The organism is Streptomyces sp. NPDC015130 (genome assembly GCF_043080005.1).
Lineage (GTDB): Bacteria > Actinomycetota > Actinomycetes > Streptomycetales > Streptomycetaceae > Streptomyces.
On sequence record NZ_JBIBVC010000004.1, the window covers coordinates 58695 to 71984 of the forward strand.

10 protein-coding genes are annotated in these 13290 nt (G+C 75.9%); 3 read left to right on the forward strand and 7 right to left on the reverse strand.

Annotation, left to right across the window (positions count from 1 at the left end; translation table 11 throughout):
• Positions 1-21: 21 nt before the first annotated feature.
• Entirely contained in the window at positions 22-471 is a 450-nt protein-coding gene (locus tag ACF08F_RS08875) for a hypothetical protein (RefSeq protein ID WP_392297827.1), read from the forward strand.
• 144 nt (positions 472-615) lie between these two features.
• Positions 616-2940 carry a protein translocase subunit SecD gene (gene secD, locus ACF08F_RS08880; protein ID WP_392297828.1) on the forward strand — a complete coding sequence of 775 codons (2325 nt, stop codon included), beginning with the start codon at positions 616-618 and terminating at the stop codon, positions 2938-2940.
• Between the two features lie 161 nt (positions 2941-3101).
• Here secD and mgt read toward each other — a convergent pair whose 3' ends face one another.
• From mgt to cpt, 6 genes are all read right to left on the reverse strand, one after another.
• Complete coding sequence (mgt, locus tag ACF08F_RS08885; protein WP_392297829.1) at positions 3102-4355, reverse strand: macrolide-inactivating glycosyltransferase; 1254 nt, start codon at positions 4353-4355, stop codon at positions 3102-3104.
• 159 nt (positions 4356-4514) lie between these two features.
• The gene (locus ACF08F_RS08890) at positions 4515-6176 is read right to left on the reverse strand and encodes an acyl-CoA dehydrogenase family protein (RefSeq protein WP_392297830.1); all 1662 of its coding nucleotides are present in this window, start codon (positions 6174-6176) and stop codon (positions 4515-4517) included.
• Between the two features lie 44 nt (positions 6177-6220).
• On the reverse strand, positions 6221-6832 hold the full coding sequence (locus ACF08F_RS08895) for a TetR/AcrR family transcriptional regulator (RefSeq protein WP_392297831.1): 612 nt from the start codon (positions 6830-6832) through the stop codon (positions 6221-6223).
• Positions 6833-6989: 157 nt separating this feature from the next.
• Positions 6990-8624: a DUF4139 domain-containing protein gene (locus ACF08F_RS08900; RefSeq protein ID WP_392297832.1), complete on the reverse strand. Its 1635-nt coding sequence runs from the start codon at positions 8622-8624 to the stop codon at positions 6990-6992.
• A gap of 8 nt (positions 8625-8632) precedes the next feature.
• Positions 8633-10786: a DUF4139 domain-containing protein gene (locus ACF08F_RS08905; RefSeq protein WP_392297833.1), complete on the reverse strand. Its 2154-nt coding sequence runs from the start codon at positions 10784-10786 to the stop codon at positions 8633-8635.
• 215 nt (positions 10787-11001) lie between these two features.
• The gene (cpt, locus tag ACF08F_RS08910) at positions 11002-11535 is read right to left on the reverse strand and encodes a chloramphenicol phosphotransferase CPT (RefSeq protein ID WP_392297834.1); all 534 of its coding nucleotides are present in this window, start codon (positions 11533-11535) and stop codon (positions 11002-11004) included.
• Positions 11536-11662: 127 nt separating this feature from the next.
• Between cpt and ACF08F_RS08915 the strand changes: the two genes are divergently transcribed.
• Positions 11663-12217, forward strand: a complete 555-nt coding sequence (locus ACF08F_RS08915) for a GNAT family N-acetyltransferase (protein ID WP_392297835.1) — start codon at positions 11663-11665, stop codon at positions 12215-12217.
• A gap of 99 nt (positions 12218-12316) precedes the next feature.
• Here ACF08F_RS08915 and ACF08F_RS08920 read toward each other — a convergent pair whose 3' ends face one another.
• Positions 12317-13264, reverse strand: coding sequence for a LysR family transcriptional regulator (locus tag ACF08F_RS08920; RefSeq protein WP_392297836.1), 948 nt, complete (start codon positions 13262-13264; stop codon positions 12317-12319).
• Between the last annotated feature and the right edge of the window lie 26 nt (positions 13265-13290).

Below are 13290 nucleotides of genomic sequence, written 5' to 3' on the forward strand. Positions count from 1 at the left end.
ACGGGAGAGGGGGCGGAGCCGGTGATACGTGCCGCGCGACAGCTCACGGCCCTCCTGACCGTGGTCCTCTGCGCCCTGTGGTCCCTGCTCCTGCTCCAGACACCGAGCGCCCAGGCGGCACCCGCCCCCGCTCTTGTCTCCGTCACCGCGCACGCCGCCGGGACCGCCGGCGCCGCGCACCACACGGACCCCGTGGGCTCCGCGGACCACGCTCCGCAGGCCGGCGCCAAGCGCCTCACCACGCCCCCGGATCCGCATCTCGCGTCCGACACCGTGACCGAACTCCCGGCCGCCGTCGAGCACTCCGTACGCTTCCCGGTGCCGCCCGCCACGCCGGCCGCCCCGGTGCCCGACCTCTCCGTACCCGCCCGCGGCGTCCTCGCGGCCGGGCCCCGTCGTGAGCGCGCGCCGCCCGGCGACCGCCACCAGCCGCGTGACTCCCGCGGCCCTCCCGCTCCCCGGCACAGCTGACGTTCTCCCGCGCCCGCCGTCCGGGCCATCGGCATGTCCCGGACCGGTCCTTCGCCGGCGCGCATCCGACCGTTCGTCCGGCACGGACGGCAGGGCCCCACCAGGTGGCGGCCCGCCGACCGTGCGCCGTCCGTGGAGTCACCCATGTCCTCCCAGCCCTCCCGGGCCGTCCTCTGGCGCGCGCTCCTCGCGCTCGCCGTCGTCGCGCTCTCCGTCTGGATCACCCTCACCACCCCGCCCCGCCTCGGACTCGACCTCCGCGGCGGGACCCGCATCGTCCTGGAGACCCGGGACACCCCTACCGTCCGCGCCGACGCGGCCGCCACCGACCGCGCCCTGGAGGTCCTGCGCAAACGCGTCGACGGCCTCGGCGTCGCCGAACCCTCGCTCGCCCGCTCCGGCGAGCGCCGCATCGTCGTCGAACTCCCCGGCCTGCGCGACCCGCGCCAGGCCGCCGAGGTCATCGGCCGCACCGCACAGCTCACCCTCCACGCCGTCACCGGCGCCGCCGACGGCCCGGCCGGACCGGCCGCCGCCGACGGGAAGCGGGTCCTCGCCGACCCGGACGCGCCCGGCCGCTTCCTCGCCCTCGCCGCACCCGCCCTCACCGGTGAGGGCGTCGACGAGGCCGAGGCCGTCCTCGACACCGCGACCGGACGGGGCTGGACCGTCGACCTCTCCTTCCGCGACCGCGCCGCCGGCGCCTGGGCCCGGCTCACCGGCGACGCCGCCTGCGCCGCACCCGGCGACCCGGCCCGCCGGGTCGCGATCGTCCTCGACGACCGGATCGTCTCCGCCCCCGCCATGCAGACCGGCGTCGCCTGCGGGGCGGGCATCGGCGGCGGCTCCGCGCAGATCACCGGCGGATTCTCCGGGAAGGAGGCACGCGACCTCGCCGCGCTCGTCCAGGGCGGCGCGCTGCCCGTGCCCGTGACGACCGTCGAACAGAGCACCGTGGGACCGACGCTCGGCGCCGACGCCATCCGGGCCAGCGCCCTCGCCGCCGTCATCGGCCTGGCCTGCACCGGCGTCTTCGTCATCGTCGTCTACCGCCTCCTCGGCCTCCTCGCGACCCTCGCCCTCCTGCTGTACGGGCTGATCTCGTACGCCGCGGTCGTCGCCCTCGGAGCCACCCTCACCCTGCCCGGCCTCGCGGGCTTCGTCCTGGCCGTCGGCATCGCCGTCGACGCCAACGTCCTGGTCTTCGAACGGGCCAGGGAGGAGTACGCGGCCCTCGGCCGCCCCGCCGCCGCCCCCGATCCGCGCCGCCCGGTGGCGACGGCCTTCGGCAAGGTGTGGAGCGCCGTCGCGGACTCCAACGTCACCACCCTCCTCGCCGCCGGCCTGCTCTTCGTCTTCGCCTCGGGCCCCGTCAAGGGCTTCGGCGTGACGCTCGCGATCGGTGTCGTCGCCTCGATGCTCACCGCCATGGTCATCACCCGGCTCTTCGCCGACTGGGCCCTGCGGCTGCCCGCCGTGCGCCGACGGCCCTCGATCATCGGCATCGCCGGCCTCGGCCGGCTCCGAACGCGCCTCAACCGGCGCGTACCCCGGCTGATGGCCCGGCGCCGGCGCTGGCTGACGGGATGCGCCGCGCTCCTGCTGGTGGCCCTGGCGGGCATCGGCGTCCGGGGCCTGGAGCTCGGCGTCGAGTTCACCGGCGGCCGGGTCGTCCAGTACGCCTCCGAACGCCCCGTGGACGCCGACGCGGCGCGCGCGGCGGTCGTCGGTGCGGGCTTCTCCGACGCCGTCGTGCAGACGACCGGCGACGGATCCGTCTCGGTCCGCACCCGGGAGACCGGGGACGACGAACAGCAGGAGATCCGCGACGCGCTGGGCAGTGTCGCCGGACCGGTGGCCGTGGAGCGCGACGACCTGATCGGCCCGAGCCTCGGCGGCGAGCTGCGCACCCACGCCCTCATCGCCCTCGGTCTCGCCGTGGCGGCCCAACTCCTCTACCTGACCGTCCGGTTCCGCTGGACGTACGCGGCGGCCACGGTCGCCGCCATGGCCCAGGACGTCCTGCTCGTCGTCGGCCTCTTCGCCTGGCTGGGCAAGCCCGTCGACAGCGTGTTCCTCGCGGCGCTGCTGACCGTCGTGGGCTATTCGGTCAACGACTCCGTCGTCGTCCTCGACCGGCTGCGCGAACTCCGCCGCCGCGGCGGGGGCGTCCCGCTCCCCGACCTCGCCGACCGGGCCGTCGCCCAGACCCTCCCGCGCACGGTCAACACCGGTATGGGCGCGCTCTTCGTCCTCGTGGCCCTGGCCGTCCTGGGCGGCGACTCGCTGACGGACTTCTCCGTCGCCGTCCTCGCGGGCGTGGTCTTCGGCATGGCGTCCACCGTCTTCACCGCGATGCCGCTGGCCGTCAGCCTGGAGTCCCGGCACCCGGCCCCCGCGCCCCACGAGACGGCGGCGCGCGGGCAGCGGGCGGGCACGGGCCGGGACCGCACGGGCGCGGTGGTCTGACCCGGAGATCCCCGGGGACCGCGAGAGCCGCATCCCCGGGGGGTCGGCCGCAGGTCCCCGGGGATCGCAGGGCCGAATCCCCGGTGGGTCCTGCCGCCGGACCCTCCCTGGGGACTCAGGCCTCGGACGCGCAAGCCGCGCCGCCGAGCGCCCCGGGGAGATCAGGCCTCGGACGAACGGGCCGCGCCGCGCACCCCGGGGAACTCGGCCGCGCCGCGGGCCCGGTCGAGCTCCGTCTCGATCAGGTCGGCGGCGCGGTGCGTGCCGCCCTCGTGCGCCATCCCCTCCTGGATCCGGGCCGCCCGGCGGGCCACCTCGGGGTCGTCCACGAGCGCGAGCACGGCCTCCCGGAGGCGCTCGGGGGTGACCTCCTCGCTCGGCAGGTGCCGGGCGACTCCCAGGGCCTGGAGCACCTCGGCGTTCCCGAACTGGTCGACGGCCTGCGGGACGGCGACCATCGGCGTGGCGGTGGCCAGGCCCTCCCGGCTGCCGCCCGCACCCGCGTGCGTGACGAACGCGTCGGCCTGCCGCAGGATCGCCGACTGCGGCACCCAGGAGTGCACTTCGACGTTGCCCGGCAGCTCTCCGAGCTCGGCGGCGTCCACGAACCTCCCGATCTGCAGGACGACGTGCCACTCCGGCAGCGTGCGGAACGCCTCCACACAGGCCCGGTAGAACTCCGGCCGCTTCGTGAAGGAGGACCCGAGCGACACCAGGACGACCTTCTCCGCGCCCTCCGGCCGCCGCCACTCGCTCTGTTCGGCACCCGTGCCCTGGCAGGCGCCGACGAAGGTGTAGACGGACTCGTCGACCCGGTCGGCGTGCGGCTGGAGCGCCCGGGGGATGAGGACGAGCGCGCGCCGCGGCCGCGCGATCAGCCGGTCCGGAAGGGTGTCGATCCCGTGCTCGGCGAGCCACGCCTCGAACCGCGCGTAGTACGCCTTCCCGCGCGGCGAGGTCTTGAGCTCGGCGGACATCGGCTGGGCGACCTCCTCCTCGTACCCCTCCCAGGGCACGAGGTTCGGCCACAGGGAGACCGCGGGCACGCCCCAGGTGTGGGCGAGGACGGGGGCCGGGTAGGCGGTGATGTCGTGGAGCACGAGGTCCGGCACGTCCTCCTCGAAGGCCTTGGCGAGCTGCGGCAGGGCCTGCACGGCGTCGTTCAGGAACGGCTCGACGTGGTCGATGAGCTCGGTGCCCCAGGCGTCCGGGTCGTCGTCGGTCGGCAGCGTCGAGGCGTAGACGACGGGCGTGGCCCCCGTCTCCGCGACCGTGTCGGCGAAGGGGGCGGGGACGGCGTAACTGACGCGGTGGCCGCGCGCGACGAGCTCGCGGACGACTTCCAGGCTCGGGTTCACGTGCCCGTGGGCGGCGATCGAGAACATGGCCAGATGGGCGGGGGCGACAGGGGGCATGGCGCACACCCTAGATACGCCGATGCGTGCCGTTGACCGCCATGAAGTCCGATTCGACCCACCGGACGGCCCCGGCGCCCGCCCCCGTACGAGAAGGGCGGGCGCCGGGACTGCCGTTCGGTGGAGCCACCCGGGAACGGCGGACTGACGGGCCGGCTGTCAGGCCTGGCGGGGCAGGCGGTCGAGCAGGGCGGCGAAGTCCGTGCCGGGCGGGAGCGTGCCGAAGGCGAGACCGCGGTCGCCGGCGAGACGCGACGCGCAGAACGCGTCGGCGACGGCCGTGGGCGCGTGCCGGACCAGCAGCGAACCCTGGAGCACGAGGGCGGCCCGCTCGACGACCCGGCGGGCGCGCAGCTGGGCGTCCTCGGTGAGGACGAGCTCCGCGCGCAGCTCGCGCCACGCGTCGTCGAGCCGCCGGTCCGCCCCGAGCGCGGCCTCGATCTCCGCGCCGAAGGCTTCGAGGGACTCCGGCTCTCGGGCCAGCGCGCGCAGCAGGTCGAGCGCGTTGACGTTGCCGGAGCCCTCCCAGATGCCGTTGAGCGGGGCGTCCCGGTAGAGGCGGGGCAGGCCGGACGCCTCGTCGTAGCCGTTGCCGCCGAGGCACTCCAGCGCCTCGGCGACCGCCGCCGGCTGCCGCTTGCAGACCCAGTACTTGCCGACCGCCGTGGCCAGCCGCAGGAAGGCCCGCTCCCCGGCGTCGCCGCGCTGGGCGCGGTCCGCCGCCCCGGCGAGCCGCAGCGCGAGGGCGGTCGCCGCCTCCGACTCCAGGCCGAGGTCCGCCAGGACGTTCCGCATCAGCGGCTGCTCGACGAGGCGCGCGCCGAAGACGGACCGGTGGCGCGCGTGGTGGGCGGCCTGGGCGAGCGCGGCGCGCGTGCCCGAGGCGGAGCCGAGCACACAGTCCAGCCGGGTCATGGTCACCATGTCGATGATGGTGCGCACGCCCTTGCCCTCGTCGCCGACGAGCCAGGCGACGGTGTCGTCGAACTCGGGCTCGCTGCTGGCGTTGGAGCGGTTGCCCAGCTTGTCCTTGAGCCGCTGGATGCGGAACGTGTTGCGGCTGCCGTCGGGCAGCACCCGCGGAACGAGGAAACAGGACAGGCCGCCGGGCGCCTGGGCGAGCACGAGGAAGAGGTCGTTCATCGGCGCGCTCGTGAACCACTTGTGCCCGCGCAGCCGCCAGGTCCCGTCCGGCTGCTCCTCGGCGGTGGTGGTGTTGGAGCGGACGTCGGTCCCGCCCTGCTTCTCCGTCATGCCCATCCCGGCCAGCAGACCGCGCTTCCCGCCGGGCGCGCGGAGCCCCGGGTCGTACACCCGGCTCGTCAGCAAGGGCTCGTAGAGCGCGGCGAGTTCGGGGGAGCGGCGCAGGGCGGGGACGACCGCGTACGTCATGGAGACGGGGCACCCGTGCCCGGCCTCGGTGCTGCTCCACACCATGAACCCGGCTGCCCGCGCCACGTGGGCGCCGGGCCGCGGATCGGCCCAGGCGCTGCCGGCGAGCCCCTCGCTCACCGCCACGTCCATGAGGGAGTGGTACGAGGGGTGGAAGTCGACCTCGTCGACGCGGTGGCCGTAGCGGTCGTGGGTGCGCAGCACGGGCTCGTACCGATTGGCCTCCTCGGCCCAGCGCTGTGTCTCCTCGCTGCCCGCCAGCCGCCCGATCCGGTGCAGGTCGTCGAGGTACCACTCCGCGCCCTCCCGGCGCACACCCTCGATCAGCACCGGGTCGTCGGCCACGTCGTGGCCCGTGAGCGGCGGGGGCTGGTTGGTGACCTCGTGCGTCACGGCGCTCGGGGCGGTACGGGGGACGGTGGCGGTCATCGGGTTCCTCCGGGTGGCGAGTGGTGGAAGGGAGCGCGCGTGCGTCAGGACGCCGGCGCGGCGCCCGCGCAGCGCAGGGCCATGGCGACGAGTTCGACGAGGAGTTCCTCGGTGTCGCTCTCGCCGGGGGTGCCGAGCGGATCGACGAGGACCTCGCCGATCGCCCCGGTGAGGGCGGCGGCGGTGACCCGCCCGTCCTGCGGCGGCAGCAGCCCGGCCGCCATGCCCCGCTCGACCGTCTCGACGAACAGGGCCCGGTAGCGGAGCCGGTAGGCGAGCCGCTCGGCGCCGACGGCCGGTTCGGCGGGCGCGGCGAGGAGCGCGTACGCGAGACCGCGGTTCTCCAGGGCGCGCCGGGCGAAGGTCTCGACGCCCCGGGCCAGGCGCTCGACGGGGTCGCCCCCGGCCCGCAGCACCTCGCCGAGCACCTCGACCTCGTGTCCGGAGGCGCGCCGGAACACCTCGACGGCGAGTGCCGCCTTGGACGGGAAGTGCTGGTAGACCGAACCGGCGGCGATCCCCGCCGCATCGGCGACCGCCGTCACGGACGCCTGCGCCCAGCCGACCTCGGCGACGACCTCGGTCGCCCGGGCGACGAGGTGGTCACGGGCCGTCTCGAGCCGACGGATCTCTGCGGGGGTCTTCCGGTAGGCCATGTAAGAAGTGAAGCACCATTCAGAGCTTCACGCCATGGCCGCGCACGGCCGAGCACGCAGCACACCCCGGCACGCAGCACACCCCGGCACGCGCACGCCCCCGGTGGAGAACACCGGGGGCGTGCCGCGTGCCGGGTGGGCGTACCGGCCGGCCCGGTCAGAGACCGGTGACCTTGGAGCTCGCCGACAACTCGTAGGCCAGGGTGACCTTCCGGCGCCCGCCGGGCGGCAGGGTCACGTCCCAGCGGACGACGCCCTCCGCGTCGACGCCGTCCGGCGCCGGCGAGCACGCCTCCGCCCGCAGCCGCACCTCCACGGCGGCGACCTCGGAGACCGGGATCCGCTCCCGCAGCGCCACCACCTGGTCGTCCCCCTCCCCGGGGCCGGAGAACCGCGACAGGTACAGCTCGACCGTGCGGGTGACCACCGTCCGCTGGGTGATCCCGGTCGTGTCGCGCGTCTCCTCGGCCCGCCGGACGACCCGGTAGTCGTCACGGCTGCCGAAGGCCAGCTCCACGGGGGCGCCGGGAGCGGTGAACTCCAGCGTGCCCCGGCCGCCGAACCCGCCGTCGCGCACCAGGTCCACGGGACCGGCGAGCAGCGCGTGGCCGGACAGGTTGTCGAGGCGGACCACCTGCGTCACCAGGGGGGACAGCTCGGGGGAGCAGGCGTACTCCCGCTGCGCCGCGGCCGTGAAAGCGGAGAGCGGCACGCGGTGCGCGTGCCCGTCACCGGGCACCGAGACCGGCGCGGGGGCCCTCAGCACCCGTGCCTCGCCGCCGTCGTCGACGCCCGGCAGGCCGAGCACCGGTGCCGGGCCGAGCTCCCCGATCTCCTCCTCGCGCAGCTCGACGTCGACGGTACGGCGCTCCGCCGCCGAACGGTCCTTGAGCGTCAGCCGGTCCTCGCGGAGCCGGGGCGGCTCGGAGGCCAGCGCCGAGCGGGCCGTCGACAGGGTCAGCCGTACGTCCGACCAGTCCTCGCCCGTACGCTGCCAGACCGTCGCCTCGCTCTCCAGCGTCAGCGACTCCCCGTCGAGCACGGCCCGGTAGGCGGGCCGCCACAGCGCGCACGAGGTCAGGTGGCCGAGCCGCAGGACGGCCGGCCCGGCGACCGGGGCCTCCACGGTCAGCTCGACGTGGGCGAGCAGCTCGGCGGGCTCCACCTCGGCGAGCTCCACGGCCCGCCGGCAGGCGTCGAGTTCGGCGGTGACCGCGGACAGGCGGGCCTCGACGGTACGGAGCAGCTCACCGTGCTCGTCGCGCTCGGCGTCCACCCGGTCGAGCTCGGCGGCCCAGCGAGGCCCTTCGCTCTCCCCGTACCCCGTGCCCTCGCCGATCTCCCGCAGGACGTCCGAGGCGAGGCGGCCGAGCAGGTCGAGACGCGTCCGGAGCCGGTCCCGCCGCTGCTCCAGACCGACCCGTTCCTCTTCGAGGGCGTGGACGCGGCGGCGCAGGTCCGAGTCGTCGTCGGTCGGCGGCAGGGGGCCGCGCGGCGTCCAGTCGCGGACGATCCGCACGTCGAGCACGGTCGGGCGACGATACGCCGCCGGGTCGGGGGACGGGCTCCGGGCGGGGTCGTCGACCGGTCCGTCGGTCGGTCCCGCGGTCGGTACGGCGCTGACCTCGGCGTGGAGCGTACGGTCCACGGCCAGCGCGCTGACGGGGCCGAGACGCAGCCGCTGGACGCCGGCCACCAGGTCGACCGCGGTGGAGCGTTCGACGTGGGCGCGGTCCTCCAGGCAGGTGACGGCGGTGACGGGGAGGGGTATCGGCTTCTGGTCCGTGGACATGGCGGGTGTCAGCTCCTGCGGTTGCCGCCGACCAGGGCCTTGCCGGTCGGGATGCGGATCTCGTAACCGCCGTCGAGGGCGGTGGTGGCGCCTGCGGGCAGGTCGACCCGCCAGACACGGGTGCCCGGCGCGTGCCGGTCGGCCCCCGTGTCGGCGGCGGGCGCCGTCCAGTCCGCGCGTTCCTCGATCCGGACGTCCGCATCGGAGGTGACCGGCACCCGCTCGTGGACCTCGACGGTGACGGGACCCGCGAGCCGGTTGGCCAGCTCCACGTGGACACGGTGGTCGAGGACGGTGGTGTTGTTGCGCAGGCCCGAGGTCGACTCGTGGACGTTCACGCGCCGGGTGACCCGGACGCCCTCGGCGGGCCCGAGCCCCACCCGGCGCACTCCGCCCGGGGCGAGCGTGGGCAGCGCGGCCGTCAGCAGGAAGTCGTCGTCGACGGTGACCTCCACCGGACCGGCCAGGAGGGCCTGCGGGCCGGCGTTGTCGAGGACCAGCGTCGCGTACACCGTCGGCTCGACGGACGGCACGCAGAGGTACTCGGTGCGCAGACCGACCGGGATCTCGCCGACGGTGACGGTGTGCCAGGTGCCGTCCGAGGGGATGTCGGCGCGGGCGGCGGCGTCGAAGCGGTGGTCGAAGGAACCGGCCGACTCGCGGGGCCGCCGGGCGTGCCCGGGCAGCGGCAGCGAGGCCACCGTCCCGGCGCGCCGACGGTGCTCGGCCGCCACGGGATCGACGGGGGCGTCGGGGAACAGCCGGCCCCGGCGCGAGGCCGGCTCGTCGGGACCGGACAGCACGAGGGACGCGTAGTCGAGCTCGGCGCCGCTCGGCCGCGGCGGACCGTTCACCGGAGCGGGAGGCGGCGGCGGCGCGGCGGCGGGCGCGGGTGCGCCGGGCGCCGAGGGCGCCGGGGGAGCCATGCGTGCCACGGGAGCGGGGGCACCGGCGAAGGACCCGCCGATGGAGCGCTGCCGTTCCTCGGAGGGGCCGCGGACCGGGCCGCCGGGCACGGGGAGAGCGCCGGGAGCACCGCCGTAGCCCTGCGGCGCCGGCGGAAGGGGCATCGACGGAAGCGCATGGGACGGCATCGACGGCGGCGGAGGCGGGGGCGTCGGCGCGGATGCGGGGGCTGCGACCCAGGAATCGGACCCGCCGGCGGCCGGACGGGGCCCCGCCGCGTCGTAGCCGGAGAACAGGTCGGCGAGCCCCGCCGGGGGCTCGCGCCAGCCGGACGGCGTGGGGGAGTCCTGACGGCGGCCGAGCCGGATCGAGCGAAGCCGCGGCAGGTCCGTACGGCGCCGGAGGTCGGCGGTGGCCAGGGCGACGCGCACCCCGGTCCAGTCCTCGCCGGTCCGCTGGGCGACCGAGGCGCGCAGCACCAGACGCCCGGTGGCGTCACCCTGCCGGTGGCGGAGCCGGTACGTCGGCACCCAGACGGCACCGGGCACCCCGTACTCCACCTCCACCTCCACCTCGATCTCACCGTCGGCGTCAGCCGTACGGTCGGCCTCACCGGCATCCGTGCCGGCACCTGCGCCTGGAGTACCGGCACCGGTCGTGTCGAGGGTCAGCACCGCGCAGAGCGACGTCTCCACGTGCGCCTGGGGTGCGTCGGTGGAGGCGCGTTCGAGCCGGTCGGCGGCGACGGTCAGCTCGTGCGCGGCGACGCGCATCGCCTCGTCCAGCTCGACGAGCCGCGCGTGGTGCGCCGCGAGCCGTTCGTCGACGAACTCGGCGAGCTCCAGCCACGCGTCGACCGGTGCGCGGCGGTGCGGATCGTCGCGCTTGCGCGCGGGTGCGACGGGGCGGAGGGCCTGGACCTCCTTGATCCGTTCCAGCTGACGGTCCCGGCGTCCGGTCGCCGCCTCGTACGCGTCGCGCAGCCGCTCCACCTCGCGCCGCGCGCCTTCGGGCGACTCGGTGCCGAGCGGCTCGGCCTCGACCTCCAACCGGGCCTCGGTGACCCGCACTCCGGCCGTCCCCCGCACACGGGCCCGCAGCGATCCGGGGTCCAGCGAGCGGGGCAGCCCCGTCACCCGTATCCGGCCGTCGGCGGGCACGACACCCCGGGCGAGGCGGACGCAGAGGGCCCCTTGCGCGTACACGACGACCGAGTCGAGAACCGACCCCCACCGCCGAACTTCCCCAGCCGCCATGCGCCCAGCTCCCCACCATGTCGATGTCGACCGAAGCCTACGGCGCCCGCCGGGCGCGGCGGGCCGGTAACGGCGAGCCGCCGCCGGCGATCCGCCCGTGGCACCGCCTGGTGGCACCGCCTGGTGGCACCGCCTGGTGGCACCGCCTGGTGGCACTGCCCGGTGGCGACGCCCGTGATGCGGGCGGCGCCGCCTTCGGCGGGTTCCCGCCGGGCTCAGCCGATCCGTGCGGCGATGGTGCGCGCGCAGGCAAGGGACTCGGTGTGCGTCGTGTCCACCTCCAGGTCGTAGTACACGTCCGCGTGGACCGACTCCGCCTGCGTCGCCGCCATGCCCGGGACCCGGTCGCCCCGCGCGATCTCGCGGCCGGCGGCGGTCGCGCTCGCGCACCGCACGCCCACCCACAGCACCGGCACGTCGCCGAGCGCCGCCCGCCACCGCCGCTGGGACGCCGCTCCGCCGAGGAAGACGTCGTCGACGACGATCCGCGCGCCCGCGCGCGCCATCGTCGCCACGCCCTCCCGCCAGGCGGCCTCCAGGGCGAGGAAGTCCGCGCCGATGCTGACCTCGCCGTCCGCGGCGAACGCGATCCCGTCGTCCGAGGCCTGCATCCGCGCGGGCAGCGCGTCGACGAACGAGTCGCACCCGAGGGCCAGCCACGGATCGGGCAGCACCGACTGCAGGCACCGCACGATCCCGGACTTGCCCGAGCTGGAACCGCCGTTGAGGATGATCATCCGAGTCGTCACCGCGTCACCGTAGGACGTCCGGCGCGCGACACGAAACGCGTTTTCGCGGGACGTCCCTCCGCCGCCGGTCCTACCCTTCTCCTCGTCGGGTACGACCGACGCCGTCCCCCCTCGCGGAGCAGTCCTGATGATCACCTGGCGCAGGCTCGGCGAAGCCGACTTCCCGCAGGTGGGGGAGTGGCTGTCCCAGCCGCACGTGGCACGCTGGTGGAACCACGAGACCTCACCCGAGGCCGTCGCGCGCGACTTCGGCCCGGCCGCCCGGGGCGAGGAACCCTCGGAGGACCTGCTCGTCCTCCTCGACGGCCGGCCGATCGGGCTGATCCAGCGCAGCCGGTTCGCCGACTACCCGGAGTACGGGACCGAACTGACGGCGGCCGAGGTCGACGTACCGGAGGGAGCGATGACCGTCGACTACCTGATCGGCGATCCCGCCCTGACCGGCCGGGGGCACGGCGCGGAGCTGATCCGGGCGATCGTCGCCGCGACCTGGGCGGACCACCCTGGTTGTACGGCGATCATCGTGGCCGTGCACGCGGCCAACCGCCCGTCCTGGCGCGTCCTCGAGAACGCCGGCCTCCGTCGCATCGCCGAGGCCTCCCTGGAACCCGACAACCCGATCGACGACCGCGCGCACTACGTGTACCGGATCGACCGCCCGGCCGGCCCGGCTCGGGGGTGATGACGCCGGGTCACCCACGTACCCGGGCGACCTGAGCGGTTACCCGGGTCTGCCGGGCGACCTGAGCGGTTACCCGGGTCTGCTCGGCGACCCGAGCTGCTACCCGGGTCCGCCCTCGGACCGCCCGCGCCCTCGTGGCCGCCCGGCCTCCGGGGCGGACCGCCGCGCCGTCTCGGCGAGCGCTTCGAGCAGCGTGGTGAGGGCCGGGTGGCCGGGCGCTCCCGCGCGTACGGCCGCTTGTACGGTCCTGACCGGGCGCGGGTTCCGCACCCTGCGCAGCACGACGTCCGTACGGCGGCCCCCCGCGCCCAGCCGGGGGACGAGGCCGACGCCGAGACCGGCCGCGACGAACCCGAGCGCGGTCGCGTAGTCCTCGCTGCCGGCCACGAAGTCCGGGCTGAACCCCGCCGTCGCGCACGCCCCGAGCACCACGTCGAGGCACGGACCCTGGGGCTCGCTCCCGACCCACGGCTCGGCGGCGAGATCGGCCAGATCGAGGACGCGCCGCACGGCCAGCGGGTGCCCCGGCGGCAGCGCGGCGAGGTACTCGTCGTCGAGCAGGCGGACGAGACGGAGGCCCGGGACCGGCTCCTCGCGCGGCCGGACCACGACAGCGAGGTCCGCGTCTCCCCGGGCGACCTCGGCGAGCGCCTCCTGCGGATCGAGCAGCGTGAGGTCGAGCCGGACGCCCGGGTGTTCCCGGCGGAGCCGGGCCAGTGCGGGGGCGACCAGCGAGGGACCGACCGAGCCGAAGTAGCGGACGGCGACGCTGCCGGTCCGGCCGGCCCGCAGATCGGCCAGGGCGGCCTCGGCCTCGGCGAGGTTCCGGCCGATGGCCGCGGCGTACTGGGTGAGGAGCAGGCCCGCGGCCGTCGGCCGGACCCCGCGGCCGGCCCGTTCGAGCAGGGCGGTCCCGGCCTCCCGCTCCAGGGCCGACACCTGCTGGCTCACCGCGGACGGCGTGTACCCCAGCTCCGCCGCCGCGGCGGTCACCGATCCGCTGGTCACGACGGCCCGCAGGAGCTGCATGCGCCTCACATCAAGCATGTAGCCCAGCTTAAGCGTGCTGAACC

Excerpts from the sequence above, each read along its gene's own strand:
- ACF08F_RS08895 (WP_392297831.1), bottom strand. The coding sequence starts at position 6,832 with ATGGCCTACCGGAAGACCCCCGCAGAGATCCGTCGGCTCGAGACGGCC.
- ACF08F_RS08900 (WP_392297832.1), bottom strand. The coding sequence starts at position 8,624 with ATGTCCACGGACCAGAAGCCGATACCCCTCCCCGTCACCGCCGTCACC.
- ACF08F_RS08890 (WP_392297830.1), bottom strand. The coding sequence starts at position 6,176 with ATGACCGCCACCGTCCCCCGTACCGCCCCGAGCGCCGTGACGCACGAG.
- ACF08F_RS08915 (WP_392297835.1), top strand. The coding sequence starts at position 11,663 with ATGATCACCTGGCGCAGGCTCGGCGAAGCCGACTTCCCGCAGGTGGGG.
- mgt (WP_392297829.1), bottom strand. The coding sequence starts at position 4,355 with ATGCCCCCTGTCGCCCCCGCCCATCTGGCCATGTTCTCGATCGCCGCC.
- ACF08F_RS08920 (WP_392297836.1), bottom strand. The coding sequence starts at position 13,264 with ATGCTTGATGTGAGGCGCATGCAGCTCCTGCGGGCCGTCGTGACCAGC.
- secD (WP_392297828.1), top strand. The coding sequence starts at position 616 with ATGTCCTCCCAGCCCTCCCGGGCCGTCCTCTGGCGCGCGCTCCTCGCG.
- ACF08F_RS08905 (WP_392297833.1), bottom strand. The coding sequence starts at position 10,786 with ATGGCGGCTGGGGAAGTTCGGCGGTGGGGGTCGGTTCTCGACTCGGTC.